General features: G+C 67.1%; 21 protein-coding genes and 2 tRNA genes. 9 read left to right on the forward strand and 14 right to left on the reverse strand.

From position 1 onward, the window contains the following. Positions 1-62: 62 nt before the first annotated feature. Positions 63-135: transfer RNA gene (locus EU513_RS12965), tRNA-Asn, on the forward strand. A gap of 43 nt (positions 136-178) precedes the next feature. On the opposite strand, the gene EU513_RS12970 is transcribed toward EU513_RS12965, so the two are convergent. Continuing rightward, positions 179-1,231 (reverse strand): nitronate monooxygenase, encoded by a 1,053-nt coding sequence (locus EU513_RS12970; protein ID WP_240796052.1) that lies wholly within the window; start codon positions 1,229-1,231, stop codon positions 179-181. A 285-nt stretch (positions 1,232-1,516) separates the two neighbouring features. On the opposite strand from EU513_RS12970, the gene EU513_RS12975 reads away from it, so the two are divergent. Further along, positions 1,517-3,475, forward strand: a complete 1,959-nt coding sequence (locus tag EU513_RS12975) for a PhoX family phosphatase (protein WP_129626757.1) — start codon at positions 1,517-1,519, stop codon at positions 3,473-3,475. Here EU513_RS12975 and EU513_RS12980 read toward each other — a convergent pair. The 5 genes from EU513_RS12980 to EU513_RS13000 form a co-directional block, all read right to left on the reverse strand. Continuing rightward, complete coding sequence (locus EU513_RS12980; RefSeq protein ID WP_129626610.1) at positions 3,469-3,798, reverse strand: hypothetical protein; 330 nt, start codon at positions 3,796-3,798, stop codon at positions 3,469-3,471. The two genes, EU513_RS12975 and EU513_RS12980, sit on opposite strands and share 7 nt — an antisense overlap. A 58-nt stretch (positions 3,799-3,856) precedes the next feature. Next, positions 3,857-4,306 (reverse strand): SRPBCC family protein, encoded by a 450-nt coding sequence (locus EU513_RS12985; protein WP_129626612.1) that lies wholly within the window; start codon positions 4,304-4,306, stop codon positions 3,857-3,859. Positions 4,307-4,343: 37 nt separating this feature from the next. After that, positions 4,344-5,933 (reverse strand): NAD(P)/FAD-dependent oxidoreductase, encoded by a 1,590-nt coding sequence (locus EU513_RS12990; protein ID WP_129626614.1) that lies wholly within the window; start codon positions 5,931-5,933, stop codon positions 4,344-4,346. An 86-nt stretch (positions 5,934-6,019) separates the two neighbouring features. Next, positions 6,020-6,574, reverse strand: a complete 555-nt coding sequence (locus tag EU513_RS12995; protein ID WP_129626616.1) for a Dps family protein — start codon at positions 6,572-6,574, stop codon at positions 6,020-6,022. Positions 6,575-6,688: 114 nt separating this feature from the next. Beyond that, the gene (locus EU513_RS13000) at positions 6,689-7,873 is read right to left on the reverse strand and encodes a CdaR family transcriptional regulator (RefSeq protein ID WP_129626618.1); all 1,185 of its coding nucleotides are present in this window, start codon (positions 7,871-7,873) and stop codon (positions 6,689-6,691) included. A gap of 95 nt (positions 7,874-7,968) precedes the next feature. Between EU513_RS13000 and EU513_RS13005 the strand changes: the two genes are divergently transcribed. The 5 genes from EU513_RS13005 to EU513_RS13025 all read left to right on the forward strand — a co-directional run bounded on the left by EU513_RS13005 (position 7,969) and on the right by EU513_RS13025 (position 13,705). Continuing rightward, positions 7,969-9,054, forward strand: coding sequence for a ferredoxin reductase (locus tag EU513_RS13005; protein ID WP_129626620.1), 1,086 nt, complete (start codon positions 7,969-7,971; stop codon positions 9,052-9,054). A 24-nt stretch (positions 9,055-9,078) separates the two neighbouring features. Next, entirely contained in the window at positions 9,079-10,266 is a 1,188-nt protein-coding gene (locus EU513_RS13010) for an acyl-CoA desaturase (RefSeq protein ID WP_129626623.1), read from the forward strand. A gap of 104 nt (positions 10,267-10,370) precedes the next feature. Then, positions 10,371-10,760 (forward strand): PPOX class F420-dependent oxidoreductase, encoded by a 390-nt coding sequence (locus tag EU513_RS13015; protein ID WP_129626625.1) that lies wholly within the window; start codon positions 10,371-10,373, stop codon positions 10,758-10,760. 44 nt (positions 10,761-10,804) lie between these two features. After that, positions 10,805-12,217, forward strand: coding sequence for a DUF6226 family protein (locus EU513_RS13020; protein WP_129626627.1), 1,413 nt, complete (start codon positions 10,805-10,807; stop codon positions 12,215-12,217). 54 nt (positions 12,218-12,271) lie between these two features. Beyond that, positions 12,272-13,705 carry an HNH endonuclease signature motif containing protein gene (locus tag EU513_RS13025; protein ID WP_129626629.1) on the forward strand — a complete coding sequence of 478 codons (1,434 nt, stop codon included), beginning with the start codon at positions 12,272-12,274 and terminating at the stop codon, positions 13,703-13,705. 84 nt (positions 13,706-13,789) lie between these two features. On the opposite strand, the gene EU513_RS13030 is transcribed toward EU513_RS13025, so the two are convergent. Together EU513_RS13030 and EU513_RS13035 are read right to left on the reverse strand one after the other, a co-directional pair. Next, the gene (locus tag EU513_RS13030) at positions 13,790-14,368 is read right to left on the reverse strand and encodes a DUF1349 domain-containing protein (protein WP_240796057.1); all 579 of its coding nucleotides are present in this window, start codon (positions 14,366-14,368) and stop codon (positions 13,790-13,792) included. A 129-nt stretch (positions 14,369-14,497) separates the two neighbouring features. After that, positions 14,498-14,571 (reverse strand) — tRNA-Ile (locus EU513_RS13035). Between the two features lie 287 nt (positions 14,572-14,858). On the opposite strand from EU513_RS13035, the gene EU513_RS13040 reads away from it, so the two are divergent. Then, entirely contained in the window at positions 14,859-16,325 is a 1,467-nt protein-coding gene (locus tag EU513_RS13040) for a serine/threonine-protein kinase (protein ID WP_129626633.1), read from the forward strand. Between the two features lie 174 nt (positions 16,326-16,499). Further along, positions 16,500-17,012 carry a DUF3145 domain-containing protein gene (locus EU513_RS13045; RefSeq protein ID WP_129626636.1) on the forward strand — a complete coding sequence of 171 codons (513 nt, stop codon included), beginning with the start codon at positions 16,500-16,502 and terminating at the stop codon, positions 17,010-17,012. A gap of 57 nt (positions 17,013-17,069) precedes the next feature. On the opposite strand, the gene EU513_RS13050 is transcribed toward EU513_RS13045, so the two are convergent. From EU513_RS13050 to EU513_RS13075, 6 genes are all read right to left on the reverse strand, one after another. Then, positions 17,070-18,518 (reverse strand): acyl-CoA carboxylase subunit beta, encoded by a 1,449-nt coding sequence (locus EU513_RS13050; RefSeq protein ID WP_129626638.1) that lies wholly within the window; start codon positions 18,516-18,518, stop codon positions 17,070-17,072. Beyond that, positions 18,518-19,762 carry a beta-ketoacyl-ACP synthase II gene (fabF, locus tag EU513_RS13055; protein WP_129626640.1) on the reverse strand — a complete coding sequence of 415 codons (1,245 nt, stop codon included), beginning with the start codon at positions 19,760-19,762 and terminating at the stop codon, positions 18,518-18,520. The genes EU513_RS13050 and fabF overlap by 1 nt, the downstream gene beginning before the upstream one ends. Positions 19,763-19,878: 116 nt before the next feature. Then, positions 19,879-20,127 carry an acyl carrier protein gene (locus tag EU513_RS13060; RefSeq protein ID WP_129626642.1) on the reverse strand — a complete coding sequence of 83 codons (249 nt, stop codon included), beginning with the start codon at positions 20,125-20,127 and terminating at the stop codon, positions 19,879-19,881. Positions 20,128-20,216: 89 nt separating this feature from the next. After that, on the reverse strand, positions 20,217-21,266 hold the full coding sequence (locus EU513_RS13065; RefSeq protein ID WP_129626644.1) for a beta-ketoacyl-ACP synthase III: 1,050 nt from the start codon (positions 21,264-21,266) through the stop codon (positions 20,217-20,219). Then, positions 21,266-22,441 carry an acyltransferase domain-containing protein gene (locus EU513_RS13070; RefSeq protein WP_129626646.1) on the reverse strand — a complete coding sequence of 392 codons (1,176 nt, stop codon included), beginning with the start codon at positions 22,439-22,441 and terminating at the stop codon, positions 21,266-21,268. Before EU513_RS13070 ends, EU513_RS13065 begins: the two co-directional genes overlap by 1 nt. Positions 22,442-22,523: 82 nt before the next feature. Continuing rightward, the gene (locus EU513_RS13075; protein WP_129626648.1) at positions 22,524-23,678 is read right to left on the reverse strand and encodes a CdaR family transcriptional regulator; all 1,155 of its coding nucleotides are present in this window, start codon (positions 23,676-23,678) and stop codon (positions 22,524-22,526) included. Between the last annotated feature and the right edge of the window lie 89 nt (positions 23,679-23,767).

Consider the following 23,767-nt stretch of genomic DNA (forward strand, 5'->3'; position numbering starts at 1 on the left):
TCGATTCGGCGGTTGGGCGCCCGATTTGCTAGAGTTTCGTCTCGCGCCCACCAGGGACCCATTCCCCTGTAGCTCAATTGGCAGAGCAGCCGGCTGTTAACCGGCAGGTTGTTGGTTCGAGTCCAACCGGGGGAGCGCACAAGCCCCGACCAGTTCGCTGGTCGGGGCTTCTTCGTGCCTAGGCATCGTGCATCTGTTCCTGCGCAGCTCGCCACAGGTCGTTCGTGATCTGCGCGCCACCGCCGCTCGGCAGGTCGCGCCACCCGGTGCCGGCCCACAGGTGGACGAACCGCGGATCGTTGGCTGCCGTTGCCGCTTTCCGCAACGGCTGGGTGACCTGGTGAACCGCGGGATAGGCCGCCGGCGCGTCGTGATCGAAGCGGTCGATGAAATCGTTGCGCAAACCGCGGGCGAAGCGCCCGGTGAAGCAGCGCGTCACCGCCGTCTCGGTGAAACGCGGGTCGCGCAGCGCGGCGCGGTGAATGGCGGACGTGCCGGCCTCGTCGGCGTCCAGGAAGGCGGTCCCGAGTTGGACGGCGTCCGCCAAAGCCAGGGCGTCGGCGATGGATGAGCCGGCCGACAGGCCACCCGCCGCGATGATCGGCAGGTCGACGGACTGGACGATGTGCGCGAGCAGCGACAGTAGCGGCGTCCGGTCGGGTTCGGTCGACGTGTGGTGAGTGCCCCGGTGGCCGCCGGCGTCCGGACCCTGCACGACCAGCCCGTCGTACCCGAGTTGCTCGGCAGCACGAGCCTCCGACAAGGACGTGACCGTGGCCAGGACGCAGGTGCCCACGGCTTGCAAGGCGCCGACCACGTCCGCGTCGGGAAGGCCGAACGTGAACGAGACCATCGGCACCGGATCTTCCTGCAGCGCAGCAAGTTTCGCGTCCCAGTCCTCCGTCTCAGCCTTGTGGGACGGGAGCTCGTCGAGTCCGAATTCGGACGCCGTGGGCAGCAAGGAGCGGCGGTAGACCTCCAGTGCCGCATCATCCACCGGGTCGTCGTTCGGCACGAAGAGGTTGACGCCGAACGGGCGCTCGGTCAGCGACCGCACCTCGGCGATCTGCGCACTCATCTCCTGCGCGGTGCGGTAGCCGGCAGCCAGGAACCCGGAACCTCCCGCGTCGGCAACAGTAGCGACGAGAGCCGGCGTGGAGGGCCCACCGGCCATCGGGGCAGCGATGATCGGAACAAGCAGACGGGCGGCGAGTGTTTCGAACGAGTTCACCGTTCCATCCTGACAGCGGCGCGATCCCGCCTGAGCCCGGGCGGTCTTGCCATTCCTTGACCGAACCATCATCGTTCGTTCACCCGAGCGTCACCCCGTCGGTGGCACCCGCTCCTAGCGTTGGGAGGCGGCCCGTCCTCGCGGCGGCCACGCGTCCGTGCACCCCGCCGCGGACGCATCGAACGATCCGCCTGGAAGGTGTGAACCTTGACCCCTGCACAGCCTGAACACCGGCGCCTGATCCCGCTTGCCACCGATCGCCCCCACAACGGCAGCCGGTCGCTGATGACCTGTCACTACCGTTGCGCCGACAGCTGCTTCCAGCCCGTCGCCAACGAGAGCGACAACGAGTACTTCGGCGATATCGTCGCCGGCACCTCCCGCCGTACCTTCCTCAAGGCCGTCGGTGCCACCACCGCCGTGGCCGGCGCCGCCGTAGCCGTCGCGGGTCCCGCTGCCGCCGGTGAAGGACGCGGTCACGCCCTCGGTCACAAGGTCTACGAGTTCGAGTCGACGCCGCCGATCCCGTTCGAGACCGACAAGGTCGTCACCCCTGAGGGATTCACCTGGAAGCCGTTGGTCAAGTGGGGCGACCCGATCATCGCCGGCGCGCCGGAGTTCGACTTCGACAACCAGACGGCGGCCGCTCAGGAGAAGCAGTTCGGCTACAACTGCGATTACGTCGGCCTGGTCCGGCACGGGCGCTCGGGTCGCGGGTTGCTGGTGGTCAACAACGAGTACACCAACGACGAATTGATGTTCCGGGGATTCACCGGCTACTCCTCGATGACCAAGGAGCAGATCAAGATCGCGATGGCCGCGCACGGCATGTCCGTGGTCGAGGTCGTCCGCAAGGGACGCGAGTGGGAAGCCAAGATGGGCGCTCGTAAAAACCGCCGCATCACCCCTAACACCGAGTTCGCGATCACCGGCGCTGCTGCCGGATCCAAGCTGCTGCGCACCAAGGCCGACCCGACCGGCCGCCGTGTGTACGGCACGTTCGCCAACTGCGCCGGTGGCACCACTCCGTGGGGCACCGTCCTGTCCGGCGAGGAGAACTTCAACGGCTACTTCAAAACGGCGTCCGCGCCGGCCGGGCAGGAAGCCGCGTACAAGCGGTATGGCATCACCGGCAGCAAGGGCCGCAACTGGGACTCCGTGGACCCGCGCTTCGACACCTCGAGGGAGCCCAACGAGGTCAACCGATTCGGCTACGTCGTCGAGATCGACCCGACCGACCCGACGTCCACCCCGCGCAAGCACACGGCCCTCGGCCGCCTCAAGCACGAAGGCGCCAACGTCCAGATCGCGCGCAACGGACACGTGGTCGCCTACACCGGTGACGACGAGCGCTACGACTACCTTTACAAGTTCGTCTCCAAGCGCAAGTACCGCGAGGGCGACCGCCGCCACAACATGACGCTGCTGGAGGAGGGCGACCTCTACGTCGCCAAGTTCACCGGCGACGGTCAGCAGGACGGCGTCTGCGATGGCACCGGCACCTGGCTGCCGCTGGTGGTCGGCGGCAAGTCGAAGATCGCCGGCATGTCGGTCGAGGAGGTCCTGGTCTGGACGCGTCTGGCCGCCGACAAGGCCGGCGCGACCAAGATGGACCGCCCCGAGGACGTCGAGCCCAGCCCGGTCACCGGCAAGGTCTACGTCGCGCTGACCAACAACTCCAAGCGCACCGCCGCCGAGGTCGACGAGGCCAACCCGCGTCCGAGCAACAAGCACGGTCAGGTGCTGGAGCTGGTCGAGGACCGCGGCGACCACACCGGTACGACCTTCACCTGGAAGCTCGTGCTGATCTGCGGTGACCCGGAGGACCCGACCACGTACTTCGACGGGTTCGACAAGAGCGAGGTCAGCCCGATCTCGTGCCCGGACAACGTGGCCTTCGACTCCGAGGGCAACCTGTGGATCTCGACCGACGGCAACGCTCTGGGCAACGCGGACGCGTTCTTCATGATGCCGCTCGACGGTGCCGATGCTGGTCACCTCAAGCAGTTCCACACCGTGCCTCACGGTGCGGAGTCGGCGGGCCCGCTGATCGTCGACGACAAGACGGTGTTCTGCGCGGTTCAGCACCCGGGTGAGGTCGACGGGGCGAGCCCGTCGGCCCCCGCGAGCCTGTTCCCGTACGACGGCACCGGTCAGCCGCGTCCGTCGGTGATCCAGGTGTTCCGTGACAAGGCGGGCAAGCCGGGCAAGCAGGGGCGACCGGGCAAGCCGGGACGTCACTGAGGCCGACATTCGGCCCCGCTCACCGTCGTGGTGGGCGGGGCCGAACGCATGTGGTGCAGGGACTGGCGAGTGTTCGCTACGGCGGCCAGATGGGGCACCAGCCGTGCCCGCACGATCGGAAGCATCGAGTCGGCGAACAGCTTGGACACGTGCTTGTCGTCGCGATAGACCAGCACGTTCCCGATCACCGGGGGACAGTTCTCGGTGGGGCAGATCCAGTCGTTGACGTTCACGAAGCTGCTTGCTGTTTGCTGCAGGGCCATGCCGATGGCGAGCCGGCGTCGGTGAACAGCACCGCGGGTCGCCAGGACGACCGTGCCCAAGCAGCCGGTTTTCGGCCGGCGCCGGTAGTCGCAAGAGCCCGCTGGTGCCGTGTTCGGTTCAGACCTGGTCGGCGCGTTCGGCCAGTAGAGCCAGGCGGCGCAGAGTCTCCCTGTTGCGAGCGGCGATGCCCACCTGCCGTGCGGGCTTGGGCGTGTGCGCGAGCGGCCCGGAGACCGCGTCCTCCTCCATGCTGATCACGGTGCCACCGTCCGGAGTGGCGATGAGGCGGATGGCGACGATGGCGGTGCCGAACGGACGGGTCTTCGCCTCCAGCCGCAAGGACTTGCCCGGTTCGCAGTCCCGTACCGCGGTCTCGTCATCCAGCAGCAACGGCCAGTTGCCGACACTGTGATGCAATTTTGTTCCGGGTGAAGGGAATCCGGCCTCCACGGCGCGCATGCGCGAGGCTCCCACCACCCACGACGGATAGGCCCACCCGTCGGCGAGCACCGACCAGACGGCATCCGGCGAAGCGGGCGTGGTGTGTTCGACCGAGATGGTGCGCATGGAGTCTCCTGTGGTTCAGCGTGGTTCAGCGGGGGGTTCAGAATCGGGGCAGGGTGGTGTCGATGGAGCGGCGCACACGGCGTTCGAGTGCGCCTCGAACTTTGCCGGCGAGACCGCTGTCGGCCAACGCGGCGCGTGCCGCCATGTGGCCGGCCCCGCCGTGCACGCCGCCGCCGGGATGGATCGCGGCGCTGCCGAGGTAGAGCCCGGGCAAAAATGTGCGGGGTCCACCGAGGCCGGTGGCCGGTCGCCAGAACGCCTGCTGGAACAACTGCATGGTGCCTCCGCCCACGGCACCCTCACCCAGATTGGCGTTCGAGTCCTGCAGCGATCGCGGTGTCTGGTCCCAGCGTTCGACCACCAGATCACGCCACCCCGGCGCGAACTCCTCGAGCATGCGCTCGCAGTTGCGGATCAAGTGTTCGGTGCCGTCGTCGTCGGTGACGCCGCGCGGGAGGTGGCTGTATACCCACATCGACTCGGTGCCGGCGGGGGAGCGCAGTGGATCGGTCGACGTCATCTGTCCGACCAGGGCGAACGGGTGCTCAGGGATGCGTCCGGAGCCCAGATCGGCACTCCAGCGCACGAGGTCGCGATGACTACCGCCGACGTGGACCACCGAGGTTGACCGCCCGGCTTCCGCGGTCCACGGCATCGCACCCGACAGACCGAGGTTGATCTTGATGGTGGGCAGATCCCAGGTGAAGCGCTCCATCCGTGCCCGGAGTCCGGCCGGTACGTCCTCGAGCAACGTGCCGTACAGCATCGGTGCGCTGGTATCGGCGATGACGACCGGTGCCTTGATGAACTCTCCGGACGCGAGGTCGACGCCGGAGGCGCGTGCGTGCTCGGCTCTGATCCGGACGACAGGCGTACCGGTTCTGATCTCGACGCCGGCGGCTTCAGCACGGGAACGCAGTGAGCGGGCCAGGGCGCCGGCGCCCCCGACCGGGGTCGGGAAACCGACGTCCTGGGCGAGCATCGTCATGATCCAGCCGTACACGCCACTGCCGGGCGCTTCAGGTGGGATGTCGGCGTGCATCGCGTTGCCGGACAGCAGATCTCGCGCCGCTCGACCACGGAATCGTTCGACGGACAGTTGCTCGACGGGTAGCAGCGCGAAGCGGACGAAGTCGAGAAGATTCGTCGCGCCGACGGCCTTCGCCAGTTTCGGTGCGTGGCGAACCGGCGGCCAGGACAGCAGGAGGGCGTCGAGCAGCGGTTCCTTGAGCGAGGCGAAGCTGTCGACCAGTTCGAGCCATGCTGCTCCGTCACCCGGAGCGTCCGCGTCCAGACGGGCCGCCGTGTGTGTGGGATCGGCGTGCAGCAAGGCACCCGAGGTGTCGTCGGGCCGGCCGAGATGGGCGACGACCCGCTCGCTGCGCGCCCACTGCAGCCCGTGCTTGTCGAGGCCGAGCCCCTGGATGACGGGTGATGCCGCAGCCAGCGGGTGGAAGGCACTGAACTCGTCCACGACGAAGTCGCCGATCGTCCGGTCGGCAACAGCGCCGCCCACCTCCGGCCGACTCTCGCACAACAGAACCTGACGGCCGTGGTCGGCCAGTTCGATGGCGGCGACCAGGCCATGATGGCCACCGCCGACCACGACTGCGTCGTATGCATTCATGCGGAACGAACTCTCATCGGGTCGGCGGTGGACGGCCGCGAGTGCGACCGGTGATTCAGATGGTTCTCAGACGTGATCAGCCGTGCTCAGACCTTGCGGGTCTTTGCGGCAGCGTCCTTCTCGGTGGTCGTACCGGCGTCCTTGAGCTCTCCGGCGAACGACTCGAGGTGAGCGCGCATGAACCACTGGAACTTCTCAAGTTCGCCGGTCTGTCCGATGATGAGGTCCTGAGTGACGAGGTCGAGGTCGTCGAGTTCCTCGATCGCCTTGCGGTTGGAGGTGATGACTCCGTCGTACACCTTGTCGAGGGCGCCCAAGTGTGCACCGACGGTGTCACGTTCGATGGCGTAGTCGTCCCACGTGCGGTCGCGCTCGATGTCGCTGACGCGGCCGCCGGGGGAGGCGCCCATTGCGGCAATGCGCTCGGCCACTTCGTCGGCGTACCCGCGTACCAGCTCCACCTGCGGGTCGATCATTTCGTGGACGCCGATGAAGTGAGCGCCGACGACGTTCCAGTGCGCGTGCTTCAGGGTGAGGTGCAGGTCGTTGTAGGACGACAGGCGAACCTGCAGGATCTTGATGATTTCGTCCGACTTCTTCTTCGTCAGACCGGGCAATGTGAAGGTCGACTTCTCAACCACGAGATGTCCTTCCGTTGATCGACTATGTGCCGGTCAGGCACTTGTTTTCATCAAAGCACCACGAACGGCTGTCATGGCCTCCCCGGGCTGACTCATCAGGGTGGGATTACTCGATCAGGGGTTGTCGACAGTCTTCGGCTGGAGCGCGATCAGAATGTCCAGGACCTTTGACGGATCGTCCAGACGGTCACCGAACAGTTCCCTGATCTGCGTCATCCGGTAGCGCACCGTCTGAGCGTGAACATGCAGATGGGCTGCGACGGCGTCGCGACGTCCTTGGTGCAACAGCCAGGAACGCAGCGTCTCCCCGAGCCGATCGGCGGTGGCCGGCGGTAGGTCAGTCAGCGGAGCGAGCGCACGAATCCTCAGGTCCTGCAATGCATCCCGGTCCGACTGGAGGACGAGGTCGGCCAGGTGGTCCTCGGTGTCGAGCGGTGTCTGTCCGGTGGCGAGACCGAGTTCGTGTGCCTTCACGGCGCGCTGCCACGAGGACGTGACGTGTGTCCAGGGTCTGGTCGGGCCGACGACCGCGGACGTGTGGCGCAATGTTTTCAGCAAGCGCCGACGTGCGAGACCGTGCAGGTCGGGCACGAGCAGGACGGCGAGGTCGGCGTCCGACAAATCGTCCGCTGCCCGAAGGCAGTTCGCGCCCAACGTCGACATCACGGATGCGGCTGCGTCGGCCGGCAGCAGGACTGCGGTCAGTGACAGGGGCGGCGGCCATTCAGCGCGTTCGGCGAGCGTTACGAGCACCTCCTCCTCACGCCCGGCGAGCAGTTCTCCCGCCAGTCGTTCCCGCCGGCGTTCGCGGACGCGTCCCTCGGTGGCGAGTTCGTCGGAGTGCCCGGCGACGCTGGCCGCCGAGAGCCCGTCGATGTAGGCGAACACCAACTCGGCGAAGCGCGCGATCGTCGCAGCATCGATACCGACGTCGACTGCTGCAGTGGACAGTTCGCGCCAGGACACTCTGGCGCCGACGCGGTACGCGGCGAGCAAAGCGTCCATCGAACGACCGCTGCGTGCCTCGCCCTGACCCAAGGCATAGGCACCGTCGAGGGCCGGGCGCATCGGGGTGGACGGGTCGCTGCCCTGTGGACCGCCGGCCAGCCGTAGAAAACCGGCCAGCGCCTGCTGAACGGCGTCTTCGATGAGTTCGCCGGGTTCGCCACTCAGGGCGCCGGCGTACCCCGGAACCTCGGCCGTGATGGCTGCGACACAGCGTTCGGCGACCTCAGGGAGCTGGTCGGCAAGGCCGGCAACAGCCTCATCAGGGAGCCGGGGCGGATTGAACTGAGCCATTTCGGTCCGTTCTTGTTCGACTCGAACAAATCAGAGCGACGTTTTCACGTCTCCTGGTCAAGAGATTAACTCTCATCGTCAAGCAGGCTGGACCTATGCCGATCACGACGCCCGATGCCGCGCCCTCGCCGTGGCGTTCGCGCGCTTTCCGATTGGCGAAGGCAGTCACCACGCCGTTGCTTCCCGAGGACTACGTCGATCTGTTCGACCCACTGCGCACCAGCACTGTGTTGCGCGGGCGGGTGGAGGATCTTCGATCGGAGACCCAGGACGCACTGACCGTCACGATCCGTCCTGGCAAGCGGTGGCGTGGGCACACGCCCGGTCAGTACATGCGTATCGGAGTCGACATCGACGGCGTCCGGATGTGGCGGGCGTACTCGATCACGTCCGGTCCGCGTACCGACGGCTGCATCTCGATCACTGTCAAGGCGATCTCGGGTGGAGCGGTCAGCACATATCTGGTCGAGCACCTCAGGGTCGGTCAGATCGTCCAGATGGAGCAGGCTGACGGTACATTTGTGCTCCCTGCGACGCTTCCGGCCAAGATCCTGTTGCTCACCGGAGGAAGCGGCATCACCCCTGTCATGGGAATCCTGCGTCACGCCGTCGACGAGATGGACGACGTCGTCCTGCTGCACTCGGCGCCGCGTCCCGAGGACGTCATCTTCGCCTCCGAGCTGCGCGACTTGGCTGCATCAGGCCGAATCTCGTTGCAGGAGAGGCACACCGACGTCCACGGCATGCTCGACACCGACGAACTCGAGCGTCTCGTGCCCGATTGGCGTGAGCGCGAGACCTGGGCGTGCGGCCCGGCAGGAATGCTGGAGATGGTCGAATCCCACTGGGAATCGGCCGAACTCGCCGACAAGCTGCACACCGAGCGCTTCCGTCCCGCGCTCGTCGAACCGGGAGAGGGCGGCACAGTCCACTTCACCGGACTCGACCGCGAGCTCGAATGTGACGGTGCACGACCGATCCTCGACCAGGGCGAGGACGTCGGGATCCTCATGCCGTCCGGCTGCCGCATGGGCATCTGTTACGGCTGCGTCCTGCCCCTGCGCGAAGGAGCCGTCCGCGACCTGCGCACCGGTGAGCTCACCACGGCGAGTCCCGGGGACGGCGTGCTCGTCCAGACCTGCATCTCGGCCGCGGCCGGGCGCTGCGACATCGACCTCTAGTCCACGAACGATCAGGAGAAACTCATGACTGCGCTGCAGAAGAAGGAAACCAACCCGATCGCGCACCTCACCGCGTACGACATCGAGTGCCTGGGTAAGGAGTTGGACGCGATCCGCGACGGCGTGATCCGCCAGCGTGGCGCGAGCGATGCCGCGTACATCCGCCGCACGATCGACGTCCAGCGCAAGCTCGAGCTCGGCTCGCGCGGGTTGCTGTTGTTCTCCAAGTACAAGCCGGCGTTCGTGCTCGGCACCGTCGGGCTCACGGTCTCCAAGATCCTGGAGAACATGGAGATCGGGCACAACGTGATGCACGGCCAGTGGGACTGGATGCGTGACCCGAAGATCCACTCGACCACCTGGGAGTGGGACAACGCCTCGCCCGCGGACCTGTGGAAGCACAGCCACAACGAACTGCACCACACCTACACCAACGTGCTCGGCCGCGACAACGACCTGGGTTACGGCATCATGCGCGTCGACGAGGACCAGAAGTGGGCGCCGTTCTACCTCGGCCAGCCGGCCTGGAACTTCATCAACGCGTGCTTCTTCGAATACGGCATCGCCGCGTACGACCTCGAGATCGGCAAGTACTTCGCCGGGCGCAAGGACAAGGAGCGGTTCAAGACCGACGGTCGCAAGGTGCTCAACAAGATCCGCCAGCAGATGACCAAGGACTACGTCATCCACCCGGTGCTCGCACTGCCGCTCGGCTCGGCGCGTCGGACGCTGCTGGCCAACTACATCGCCAACCTCGGCCGCAACCTGTGGACGCACTCGGTGATCATGTGCGGCCACTTCCCGGAGGGTGTCGAGACGTTCACCAAGACGTCCATCGACGGTGAGACCCGCGGAGACTGGTACCTGCGCCAGATGATCGGCTCGGCCAACATCGACGGTTCGAAGGCGATGCACATCGCGACCGGCAACCTCAGCTACCAGATCGAGCACCACCTGTTCCCCGACCTGCCGAGCAACCGCTACCAGGAGATCTCGCCGAAGATCCGCGACATCTGCGAACGCTACGGCCTGCAGTACGTCACCGGTCCGCTGCACAAGCAGGTCGCCTCGGCGTGGGGCAAGGTCATCCGCCTGTCGCTGCCGAACCACATCGCGGCCAGATTCGCCCCGGCGCCGCGTCGTTCGGTGGTCGAGCCGACCGCGCTGCCGAGTCGTTTGCGCGATGCCGAAAAAACCTCAGCCGCAGCCTGATTCGGCCTCATGCTCGATGCGTCCGAGTGTTGCGAGGACGCCTGCACCGATGCACGTCCCACGGTTCATCCCGTGCCGGCGTGCATCGGTGCTTTCATGACTTCATGACCTCGCTGAGCGACGAGAAGTACTTGCTGTTGACCACCTACAAGAAGGACGGCACTCCGGTGTCGACGCCGGTGTGGATCGCGGCGCTGCCTGACGGTCGGGCCGGCTTCACCACCGACTACGACAGCTGGAAGGTCAAGCGGCTGAAGCGCAATCCGAAGGTGATGTTGCAGCCCTGCTCGGTGCGTGGCGAACCGGTGCCAGGATCGGCCATCACGGACGCGATCGCGGTGGCTGCGCCGGCAGGATCCGCGGAGCACGAGGCCGTCGAGCGCGCCATCAAGAAGAAGTACCCGGTGATGATGAGGCTGCTGATGCTCGGCATGAAGGTGCGTTCCATGAGGGGATCCGCTGTGGCGCGTGGTGCAGTCATCGTCACGATCTGACGGCACCGGAGGGTGTCGAGTCGGGAACAACCGAGAGGTCGATCATGGTGCACGCTCGTCTGGATCACGTCGTCATCGCCGTTGCTGACCTCGACGAGGCGTGCGAACGGTGGGGCGTCGCCGGTCTACCCGCCGAGCCGGGTGGGCGCCACCCGGCGGGCACCGTCAACGCCCTGGTGCGCGGGCCCGGGGACGCGTACGTCGAGCTGATCTCTGCGCCCGGTTCGGAGTCCAATCCGTGGGTGAACCGGGTTCGGGACTCCGGTGGCGGGTTCCTGTCCTGGGCGATCGCGGTCGACGACATCCACGCGGCCCATTCTGCAATCGTCGAGGCAGGGTTCACGCCGCAACGGATCGTCGACGGTTCGCGCCGCACTCCTGAGGGTGACGAGATCGGCTGGTTGATGTGCGATCTCGGGCCGGGACCGTTCGATCCTGACCTGCCCTTCCTCATCCAGTGGACGTCACCGATGATCCCTGGCCCGCAGGACGGACCGGTGCTGGATCACTTGTCGGTCACGCCGAAGGATCCGGACCGCCTCGCCGAACTCCTCACTGCTCTGGGCTTCGTGGGCGACGTGACCTGGCCCCGTCGCGTCTTTCGGGCACCGGGAGCGTCAGCCGCCGGAATTGTGATCCAGCCGTTGGGAGGGCCGGTGCTCGCCGACGGTGCGTGGGCCGTTGCCTGTGTCGCAGACAGCGACGAACCGTCCACAGTTCCGGCCACACTGACCCTTCGCGTGCCTGTCGAGCGCAGTTCGAATCTCGAGTTGGACGGCGTGGGGCTGAGTGTGTTCGGCGACCGGCGCCGGTTCGCCGGTGCCGCATTGCTGCCCATCGTGGAGGTCGTGACCGAGTCGCTACGCGGTGGGCTGACCGGGTGGCCGTCGCCGCGTCTGGACGGATCGCCGCCGACAGAATCCGAGTATTCGCGCGTCAGTCGCCCCGGTCGCCATGCGCTGGTCGGGATTCGGGCGGAGGCGTGGGTCGCAGTCCTCGTCGAAGCTGGTTACGCGACGTCTGCCGACGTGGATTCCTCTGCGGCACTGCCGGATTCGCGAGTGGCACTGTCCCGAGCGACCAGACTCACACCGTCCGAACCGGGTGGTCAACCGTTGACGATCGGGTGGGGTGGAGCAGACGTCCCGGGTTCGGTGCTCGTCATCGCGGTCGGGAAGCCGCCCGTGATCCTCGACGTGTTGCCGGACTGCGCCTGTGACGCCTGTGACTCCGGATCGGCGGACCTGATCGAGGCGATCGACGCCGCCTTCCTGCTCGTCGTGAGCGGCGGTGTCTATCAGGTCGAGCATGCACCAACCCGGACCGTCGTCACTCGGACGCTGGACGGGTGGAGCGCCGAGGGTGACCTGGACTCCGGACGCATCGAGCGACTGCTGGGGGACACCGAAATGGGACGAGTCACGGATGGTGTTCTGCGCGGCGCAGCGTGGTTGTGAAGATGCGTTTTCGCAGGTCAGGGGGTTGTCGGTGGTGGCGCCTAGGTTGGTTCCATGCAGGTCGGACAGATTACCGGTTTCGCGGATCGTCGCGAGTCGATCGGTGATGCCCGGGCCGCGCTGAAGAACATCGCGTCGTCGCTTTTCCAGGCGTCGGGTGCGGAGCTGAGGGAGTTCGTCGGCGATCTCGACGACCTGATGCGGGTCGCTGCGGCCGCTCGTGTCGCTGCGACGGCGGAGGCTGCGGGGCGGGGTGAGATCGTCGCATCGACCTCACCGGGGACGACGGCGTGGGTGCGGGAGCACGCACCGACCACTGCCGAGGGTGGTGCGGCGGACGTGGCGGCGTGTGCCCTGGCCGCGAACACCCGAGGTGATCGGCAGCGCGTCGGTACAGCGGTGATCGATGCGGAGTTCTCTCCCAGGACGGGCGCGACGATCCTGCGCGAGATGGAGAAGCTGCGGGCCGAGGTCATCCCCGGTGCGATGGAGTCGGTCACCGAAGCTCTGTTGATCATGGGGCGCCGGCACGGTCCGGACGGCGTGAAGATGGTCCGCCCGGAACTGTTGTCCAGGTTCGGGTCGCGGGAGTTCCAGCGGGATCAGGACAAGCGCCGGACCCGGGTGGAACTCAGCCGAGGTGTGGAGAACGACGGCATCACCGAGTACGATCTGGCGCTCGACAACGAGTCACGGGCAATCCTCGAAGCGGCGATTGGGCCGCTGAGCAAACCGGTCCCTGGTCCGGATGGTGAACGGGACACGCGTACGTTCGCCCAGCGTCGCGGACAGGCCTTGATCGAGGCTCTGCGTCGTGGGTTGTCGTCGGCGGTGCTGCCGGGAGCCTCGACGAAGTCAACCGTGGTTGTGGTGGTGGACGAGGAGCGGTTGCGCGACGGGCGCGGTGCGGGACGAGTGCTCGGCGGTCTCGATACCGGCATGTTGCTCGGATCGGAGACCGTCCGCAAGCTGGCGTGTGATGGCCAGGTCATGCCGTTGGTGCGGGATGCGTTCGGGCGGATCCTGGACGCGGGTCGTTCGGAGCGGTTCGTCACCCGGGAGATGTTGAAAGCGTTGTGGGTGCGTGATCAGCAGTGCACCTTCGGCGGGTGTACCGCCCCGGCGTTCTGGTGCGACGGTCACCACCTGATCCACTGGGTCGACGGTGGCCCGACCAGCCTGGACAACTCCGCGCTGCTGTGCGGCGGACACCACACGGTCGTGCATCGCGACCGGCTCGCCGGCCGTCTCATCGACGGAGAGGTGGTGTGGGATTACACCGCCGGCTCCTACGACCGTCACTTGAACGAATGGCGGGAACAACACCCGTCCCCTGACCCGCAGGCCGATTCGGTTGCGGCCCAACAGGATCAGCGACCCTGGTTCGGTCCACCGCCGCCAGGAGACGATCAAGCTTGGCAGCAGTTCCGAGACTGGGTCGACGGCGGCGCACTCTGGGTCGACGAAGACGGCAACATCGCCGCTTAGGGCAGCGACGTGTTCGTCGACCCCATGGCTCGAGGCTTTCGCCAGGCAGTACGGACAGTGCGATGAGTCACCAGACGGTGGTTCTCAGTGCTCCGGGTGCAGGCCGGCGTCCGCGGCAGTGACCCTCCACGAGGTGAACTGAACCGTGAAGCCCTCCCGCGAGGGCGCACAGCAGTACGGTCCGGCCGACAGCACCGCTTGAGGATTCAGTGGGGCGACGCGGACGAGCTGCCAGGGCTCTTCGTCGGCACGAGCACGCACGGTGAGCGCATCGCCGGACCGACTCGCACGGATGGTCACCTCTCGGCCATCCCAGTCGGGGACCCGTGCGAGCGACCAGTCGGACACGTTGCGAGTGACGACGGCACCGAGGGAGTTCGTCCCGTCGCTGTGTTCAACGCCGGCCTTGATCCACGTCGCCTCGTCGGCGCGCACGAAGATCCCGGCCTGGTCGAACTGCTCGCTGAAGTCGAGAACGAAGCTCACCTCGACCGCGGTGTCCTGCTCGAACGGCGCGAGCAGAGCGTGCTCGCTACTGCGTACGAACCCGTAGGACGTCGTCCGCCAGGCGTCCGAGCCCTTCCGTGCAGTCACACGTAATCCTGCACCGTCGACGCTGGTGCGCTCGGGTTCGTTGGTCCACCGTCCCGAATCCCAACCCATCACAGTCATGAACAGTTCTCCCATCGGAACGGACGCGTCGCGCGACACTGTCGATGAACAGCCGGAACCTCTGTCAGGCATCAACCGAAGACCGCACGGCAGGTACCAAACGTCGCAATGCGATGTCTGTAGGGCGACTGGGGCTTGAACCCAGGACCGACGGATTATGAGTCCGCTGCTCTGACCGGCTGAGCTACCGCCCCGCGCCCGGCGATCCGGGCCGGTCAGATCCTCCGTCCACCTCGGGACAGCCGGTGCGTTGATGAGCGGACGAGAACCTGACCGGTAGACGAGGGTACGGGAGCGGCGACGCCGGCCGTCAGCCGGTGCCGTGCGGTGGATCCCAGGTCAGGCGGCGTCGGGTCGGGGCGTCGAGCACACTCGCAACGGAGGAGCTCAATCGGTTTGCGGTCTCAGCGTGCCGCCGGGTAGGCACGCCCGCGTGGTGCATGCTTGGGCACAAAGACAGCCACGACGGGGAGGCGCGATCGTGAGACCGGGGGAGACGCTCGGCGGACGGTACGAGTTGCGTTCGCGGATCGCCGGCGGTGGCATGGGGGAGGTCTGGGTGGCGCACGACGCCGTGCTCGATCGCACGGTTGCGGTGAAGGTCATCAGACGCGAGCTTGCCGAAGCCCCTGAGTTCGCACAGCGCTTCCATCACGAAGCGCGCACCGCCGCTCGGCTGAGCCACCCCAACATCGCGCAGGTGCACGACTTCGGACGTGACGCCGGCACCGACTATCTGGTCATGGAGTACGTCCGCGGTACATCCCTCGCAGACCTCATAGATCGTCGAGGTGGACTACCGCCCGAGCAGGTCGTATCACTCGTCGGCCAGGCAGCCGCAGGGCTCGAGGCGGCGCACGAGGCAGGTGTGGTCCACCGTGATGTGAAGCCGGCCAACATTCTGGTCACCGAGAAGGGCACGGTGAAACTCACCGACTTCGGCATCGCCCGCGCACTCGGCGAGGCGAAGATGACCCGCACCGGAGAGGTGCTCGGCACCGCGCAGTACCTCGCGCCGGAAGCGGCGCTCGGACACGACGTCGACGGCCAGGCCGACCTGTACGCGCTCGCGGTAGTCACGTACGAGGCCCTCACCGGCGGTCGACCGTTCCAGGCCGATTCGGCTGTGACACTGGCGATGAAGCACATCAACGAATCGCCGCCGCAGTTGCCTGCGCACGTCCCGTCCGGAGTCCGGGACGCGGTCATGCACGGTCTCGCCAAGGGCGCCTACCAGCGTCCACACGGGGTGGGGGAGTACGCCCGCGCACTGCGGGGTGGCCTCAGTTCGACACCCGGCCGGTTTCCGGTGCAGCCGACCCATGCGCCGTACGCCGGACCGACGTCCATGCCGTCGTCCATGCCGTCGTCCATGCCGCCGTCTGCGGCGCAGACCTACCGCCCGTCATCGGATCCGAGAATGCACGGCGGCTCGGCCGTTGCGAGCCACGGGTACGGCGCACCGTACGGGCAACCGGCGTACGGATTCGCTCCACCGATCAACCGGGAGCGCCCGGCCGACGGCACGGCCAAGGGAATCGGCTGGACCTGGATCATCATGTGTGTGGTGATCCTCGCCAGCCTGTTCATGCCGTGGGCGTCGATGAACGGGCAGAGCTGGAACGCATTCAATCTCGAATGGGCCGAGCTCAACTACAACGTCGAGCCGGCGTCCGCAGGGCTGGCAGAGGTACTACTCGGCGTCACGGTCGTTCTGCTGATGCTGGGCCTGCCGCAAGCACTCGGCAAGGGACATCTGGCGTGGGGCATCGTCGCGCTGTTCGTGTGCCTGCTGGGTGGACTGTTGTGGGCGGCGATGATGGGATACGTGACCGGCACGGACGACGAACCGAGTCCGCTCGATGCCGGGGCCGGACTCACGTTCTGCGGGATTGCGGGGTTGGTGGTGTTCGGCACCGCCATCGCCTCGCTCGCCAAACGACGCTGACGTCGGCGCGCCGGATCGGGCGTCGAGCTGAGCGCCGTTAAGGTCATCGGCTGTGACCGATGGTGCGGAAGTTACGAATTTGGGGCACAATGGCCACAACAACTTCACTGCCGTTGACATGGGCCACTGCGAGGCCGTTGGGGAAGACGTCCCTCGCACAGCTAGGAGGCCCGGATGTCTGCGGTGAATTCGCGTGTCACGCGCGGAGTCGTGTTCATTCACTCGACTCCGACTGCGTTGTGCCCACACATCAGTTGGGCGTTGGAGAACGTCCTCGGTTCTGCCGTCCGCATCGACTGGACCGGCCAGCCGATGGCGCCCGGCCTCGTCCGCACCGAGTTGTCCTGGATGGGGGAACCCGGTACCGGCGCCAAACTCGCCAGTGCTCTGCGCGGCTCGGAGCACGTACGTTTCGAGATCACCGAGGAACCCAGCCCCGGCTGTGACGGCTCGCGCTGGTCTCACACCCCGGCCCTCGGCATCCACCACACCTGGACCTCGGCCAACGGCGACGCCGTCGTCAATGAGGACCGGCTGCGCTCTGCGCTCGCCGCGAGCAAGGGCGACCCCGACCAGTTCCGTGCCGAGATGGCCGAACTCCTGGGAGTCGCATGGGACCAAGAGCTCGAACCCTTCCGGTACGCCGGTGACGGCGCGACCGTCCGCTGGCTGCACCGCGTGAGCTGAGCGTGAAAACAGAAGCCCTGCACCGAGATCCGGTGCAGGGCTTCTGTGTGCAATGACTCAGAGCGGGATGTTGCCGTGTTGCCCCCGCCGGGCCGGTGCGGACGCGATGGCCGCCGCCAGCGCAGACCTGGTCGCGGACGGCTCGACCGCCTCGTCGATCACGCCGATCTCCATCGCTCGGGGGAGCCCGCCGGCGAGCTTGGCGTGCTCGTCGGCCAACTGGTTCTCGACGCCGGGGCGCTCGGCCTCGTCGACCTCCGCCAGTCGGCGGCGGTGCAGGATGCGTACTGCGGCGACGTGGCCCATGACCGCGATCTCGGCGTCGGGCCAGGCGAAAACCCTTGTCGCACCGAGCGATCGGGAGTTCATCGCGATGTACGCGCCGCCGTAGGTCTTGCGGGTCACCAGCGTCACCCGAGGCACCACGGCTTCGGCGAACGCATGCAGCAGCTTGGCTCCGCGGCGCACGACGCCATCCCATTCCTGGCCGACGCCGGGCAGGTAGCCGGGCACGTCGACCAGCACGACCAGCGGCACGCCGAACGCGTCGCACATCCGCACGAACCGGGCCGCCTTCTCCGCCGAGGAGGAGTCGAGGCACCCGCCCAAGCGCATCGGGTTGTTCGCGATGACACCGACGGTCCGACCGCCGAGGCGGCCGAGGGTCGTCACGATGTTCGGTGCCCAACGCGGATGCAACTCGAGGGAATCGGCACCCTCGTCCAGCAGGTCCGCAATCAGCGGATGAACGTCGTACGCACGCTTCACAGACTCAGGCAGCGTGGCAGCGAGGTCGCGGTCCTCCACGCTGTCCACGTCCATCTCGCCCTGTGCGGCAAGCAGATCCACGAGCTGGCGGCCACGCTCGTACGCCTCCTCGGTCGAGTCGGTGACGACGTGGACGACACCGGAACGACGTCCGTGCGGCTCCGGGCCGCCCAGGCGTAGCGCGTCCACCTGCTCGCCCGTCACCGAACGCACGACATCCGGGCCGGTGACGAACACGCGTCCGTCGGGCCCCAGGATCACGATGTCGGTGAGCGCGGGACCGTACGCGGCACCGCCCGCAGCAGGACCGATCACGATCGAGATCTGCGGGATCTTGCCGGACGCGCGGGTCATGATCGCAAAGACCTCGCCCACCGCGTGCAGCGATACGACGCCTTCGGCCAGGCGGGCGCCGCCGGAGTGCCACAACCCCACGACCGGCACCTCGTCGGCCAGCGCACGCTCGTAGGCCACCAGGATCGCCTTGCAACCCTCGACGCCCATCGCGCCACCCTGGATGGTGGCGTCAGAGGCGAAAGCCACGGCGCGCGCACCCTCCACGTCACCGACACCGACCAACACACCACTGGTGTCCTCGTCGGTGATCAGTTCGAGCGTGCCGGCGTCGAAGAACTGCTCCAGACGCTTGCGCGGGTTACGGGGATCGTTCTCCCGGTCGACTTTCGGCTTGGCCGAGGCGGACGCGGCGGCGGACGCTTCGTTGGGCTGACGTGCCATCAGAGGCTCTTCACCATCATGGCGACGTTGTGACCGCCGAATCCGAACGAGTTGTTGAGGGCAGCGATGTCGCCGTCCGGAAGCTTGCGATGCTCACCCTTGACGACATCGAGGACGATCTCGGGGTCCTGGTTGTCGACGTTGATCGTGGCCGGAACCAGGCGGTGGTGCACCGACAGGACAGTCAGCAGTCCTTCGAGTGCGCCGGCAGCACCCAGCAGGTGTCCGGTCATCGACTTGGTGGCGGTGACGGCGATGTTGTCGGTCGCGTCGCCGAAGGTGCGACGGATCGCGTTCGACTCGGCGATGTCACCGACCGGAGTCGAGGTGGCGTGCGCGTTGATATGCGCAACATCCTTGTGCGACAGGCCTGCTCGCTGTACAGCCTCGTTCATCGCACGGCTGGCGCCGGAACCTTCCGGTTCGGGTGCGGTGATGTGGTGTGCGTCGGCGGACATCCCGATGGATGCGAACTCGGCGTAGATCTTCGCGCCGCGTGCTTTCGCGTGCTCGTAGGTCTCCAGCACGATCACCGCAGCACCTTCACCCATGACGAAGCCGTCACGATCGACGTCGTACGGCCGCGATGCAGCCGCCGGGTCGTCGTTGCGCTTGGACAATGCCTGCATCGCGCTGAAACCGCCGATGGTCAACGCGTGGATCGCGGCCTCTGTGCCACCGGCGACGACGACATCGGCGCGGCCCGCACGGATCATCTCCGCGGCGTAACCCATCGCCTCAGCTCCGGACGCACAGGCGGAAACCGTGGTGTGTGCTCCGGCGCGCGCGCCGAGTTCGAGGGAGACATTGCCGGACGCGGTGTTCGGCATCAGCATCGGAACCGTCAGGGGGTAGATGCGACGCGCGCCCTTTTCCTTCATCACGTCGTACTGCGACAGCAGCGTGTGGACGCCACCGATACCGGTGCCGATCGCGACGCCGAGACGCTCCGGGTCGACCTGGGGCTCGCCGGCGTCGGCCCAGGCCTCACGGGTCGCCACGAGTGCGTACTGCGCGGACGGGTCCATGCGGCGCGTCTCCACACGCGCGAGCACCTCACCAGGATCCTGGGCGATGGACGCGGCGAAAGTGGTGGGCAGCTCGTACTGCTGCACCCAGTCGGCTTCGATGGTGCGGGCTCCGGAACGTCCGGCCAGCAGTGCGTCCCACGTCTCGGTCGCCGTGCCACCCAGGGGTGTGGTGGCGCCGACTCCGGTGACGACGATGCGCTTGTCTGCGCTCATGGGGTGCGTACTCCTCGTGGTTGTGGCGCGCGTGCGAGTGCTGTGCGTGGTTCGGTGAGTGGTGCGGCAGCGGGTGGGGGAGCCGGCCCGAAGACGCCGACCGGCTCCCCGACCGGTCAGCCCTGGGCGTTCTTGATATAGGTGACGGCGTCGCCAACGGTGGTGAGGTTCTTGACCTCGTCGTCGGGGATGCGCACACCGAACTTCTCCTCGGCGTTGACGACGATCGTCATCATCGACAGCGAGTCGATGTCGAGGTCCTCGGTGAACGACTTGTCGACCTGCACCTCCTTGGTGTCGAGGCCGGTCTCCTCGTTGACGATCTCAGCGAGGCCCTCGAGGATCTCCTGGTCGCTCTGTGCCATCTTCGACAACTCCTTGTTTCGTGATGTGTTTCCCTGTGGTTCAGGGAAACTCGGGGCTGACCCGGTTTGCCCGCCGAGCCGACGGGGGTTTACGGGAGTTCGATCACCTGGGCGGCATAGACCAGACCGGCACCGAATCCGATCTGCAATGCCAGCCCACCGTGGGGGGCTTCGCCCTCGCGCAGCATGCGCTCGGTCGCGAGCGGGACCGAGGCGGCGGACGCGTTGCCCTGCTCGGCGATGTCGCGGGCGACGGGGATGTCGGCAGGCAGCTTCAACTGCTTGATCATCGCGTCGATGATCCGCATGTTCGCCTGGTGCGGGATGAATGCGTCCAGGTCGTCGGCGGTGATGCCGGCGGCGTCCAATGCCTTCTGAGCAACCGGGGCCATGCCCCACACCGCCCAACGGAACACCGACTGGCCGGCCATTCCGATCGTCGGCCAGGTGCGCTGGTCGCCGGGTTCGTTCTCCCACGAACGCCGGATGTCGAGCCAGGACTCACGCTGGGAGATGACATCCCACTGTTCCCCGTCCGATCCCCAGACGGTGGGTCCGATGCCCGGGGTGTCGGACGCGCCGACCACCGCTGCACCGGCTCCGTCGGAGAAGATGAAGGCGGTGCCGCGGTCGTACTTGTCGGTGAAATCCGACAGCTTCTCCACGCCGATCACCAGGACGTTGCGGGCACTGCCCGAGCGCACCATGTCGTTGGCCAGGCTGATGCCGTAGCAGTACCCGGCACACGCGGCGGAGATGTCGAAGGCCGGCACACCGTTGATTCCCAGGTTCGTCGCGATCAACGGTGCCGCGGCGGGTGTCTGGTACGGGTGGCTGACCGTTGCGACCAGCACCGCGTCGATCTGGCTCATGTCCATCCCGGCGTTCGCGACCGCCTCGCGTGATGCGGCTTCGGCCATCGAGGTGACGGTCTCGTGGTCACCGGCGATGCGCCGGGTGATGATGCCCGAGCGTTCGCGGATCCACTGGTCGGAGGAGTCAATGAACTGGCAGATCTCGTCGTTGGTGACCACTCGGTCGGGGCGGTAGGCGCCCACTCCGAGGATGCGCGAGTGTCGGACGCTGTCGGCGACCTGGAGTTTGCCGGTTTTCTTGGGTTGGGACACAGGGGAATTCATCACAGTTCCGTCGGGTAGAGGCGAAGGATCGGTTGGCCGGGTGCGACGGGATCGCCGTCGTCGACCAGCCACTCCAGCACCTGTCCGCCGTGCAGTGCGCTGACCGGGTAGGAGTCGCGCAGGGTGTTGACCGTCGCGATCTCGGTGCCGGGTCGGACGTCCTCGCCGGCGGTGAGGTCGGCGATCGTGACCGTGCCCTTGGCGGGCGAGATGACCAGGCGCCAGGTGGGGTCCATCGCCTGCTGCGGGTCCCCGTGCTCCCGGATCATCCGGTGAGCGGCGTCGAGGTCGTCGGGCGACTTCAGGGCCAGTGCCTCGACGCCCGGCATGCCGCGTTTGGCGAGACCGACCAGGGTGCCTGCCGGCGGGATCTCGATGATGCCGGTGACACCCATCCCGACGAGCGTCTCCATCGTGAGGTCCCAGCGCACCGGGCTGCTGACCTGGGTCACCAGGCGGCGCAGCACGTCGACGCCACTGTGCACGACCTGCCCGTCCTTGTTCGAGACCAGGGCGACGCGGGGATCGTGGGTCGACATCGCACGGGCGTATCCGCCCAGTTGTTCGACGGCCGACCCCATGTGCTCGGTGTGGAATGCACCGGCGACCTGCAGCGGGATCACGCGAGCCTTGGCCGGCGGGTCGGCCTTCAGCGCGTCCAACTGCTCCATCGTGCCGGCGGCGACAATCTGTCCGCCACCGTTGCGGTTGGCCGGTGTCAGCCCGTGCTTGTCGAGCACCGACAACACTTCATCCTCTGTGCCACCGACGACGGCGGCCATCCCGGTCGGCAGGACGGCGCTCGCAGCTGCCATGCCTTTGCCGCGCTCACGGACGAACACCATTGCCTGCTCCGCCGACAGCACGCCCGCAGCGGATGCGGCGGTGATCTCACCGACGGAGTGACCGGCGCCGGCCCCGACCAGGCGGAAGCCGTCGGCCGGGTGACTGAACAGGGCCAACAAGGAAACCAGGCCGGCGCCGACGATGAGCGGCTGCGCGACTGCGGTGTCCTTGATGGTGTCGGCGTCGGACGTCGTGCCGTGCTCCACCAGGTCCATTGCGGCGACGGCGGAGAGCCAGTTCAGACGGTCTTGGAAGCCGGGCAGTTCGAGCCAGGGAGCCAGGAAGCCGGGGGTCTGGGAGCCCTGTCCAGGGCAGACGATTGCGAGCACGTCCTCAACTCTCCCTTGCCGACCGTGGGGGAGCAGGTCACCGAAACCGACGAAAGTCGGCGGTCCGTCTTTGTAGGAATCGTCAACGACGCTCGGACGGAGATGGCAACACGGCATACATGGCACCGAGCCGGACGGCGAAGGCGTCACGGGAATCGGTGATGTCGTAGCCGCTGTCCTGCTCGAACTTGCCGAGCCGGTAGCGGACCGTGTTGGGGTGCACGAACAGCGCACGTGCGGTCGCCTCGAGACTGCCGTTCTCCAGGTAGGCCATCACGGTTTCCCGGGTGCCGGCACGTCGTTCGAGTGCTTCGTCGACCCGGTCGGTGAGCTGTCGCCGGGCGCGGTGGTCGCCGCCGAGTGCGCGTTCGGCGAGCAGTTCTTCGGCGTGACAGGGACGCGGTGCATTCGGCCAAGCGGCCGCCGCGACATACCCGGATTGCGCGGCCCTGGCACTGCGTCCGGCCGCGTACAGATGCGGAACCAGCGGGCCGACGACGACCGGGCCGGGCGCCCAGAGGTCGGCCAGGTCACCGGCGACCGGCATGGGGTCGGCGACATTGCCGAGGATGGCGATGAGCCTACGTCCCTGCACAGCGGCCAGCGCTTCGGCACCGATCCGGGTCGAGACCCGGCGAACGGCGTCCACCGTCTCGCTGCCCGCACCGGGGGGTGCGTTCCCGGCGATCACCACAATGTCCTTGACCTCGTCCCAGCCCAGCGCCGACACCCGCGAGCGCAACGCCTCGTCGGCCTCGGCGCGCAGCACCGCGTCGAGCACCAACGACTCCAGTCGCGCGTCCCACGCGCCGCGGGTCTCGGCGGCCTGCGCGTACACGTGGGCGCACGCGAACGCGACTTCGCGTGAATAGGTGAGCACCGCGGCGCGCATCTCGACTCGCTCGTCCGGCTCAGCGACCTCGGGCACGGCCTGTTCGACGACATCGATCGTGGTGCGGACGAGGTCGAGGGTCTGCTGGAGCGTGATCGATCGAGTGAGTTCACGCGGCGCGGTGCCGAAGACGTCGGCCGCGATCGGGGGCAACGTGTCTTGGTCGGCGTGCCAGGCGATGAAGGCCGCGATGCCCGCATGGGCGACCATGCCCACCCAGGACCGGTCCTCGGCGGGCAGCGCCCGGTACCAAGGCAGTTCGTCCTCCATCCGCTGCACCGCGGTCGTTGCGAGGCCACCGGCTGCGGCCTCGAGTCGGCGCTGGGTGCTGCGGGGCTGGGGCATGGGGCCAGCTTATTTGTAGAACCTTTACCAAAACGGGCGACCGTTCGTCGATTGGACACCTCGATGTCACCCCTACAGCGACTTGATGG

Origin of the sequence: Yimella sp. RIT 621 (assembly GCF_004146205.1) — a bacterium.
GTDB lineage: Bacteria > Actinomycetota > Actinomycetes > Actinomycetales > Dermatophilaceae > Yimella > Yimella lutea.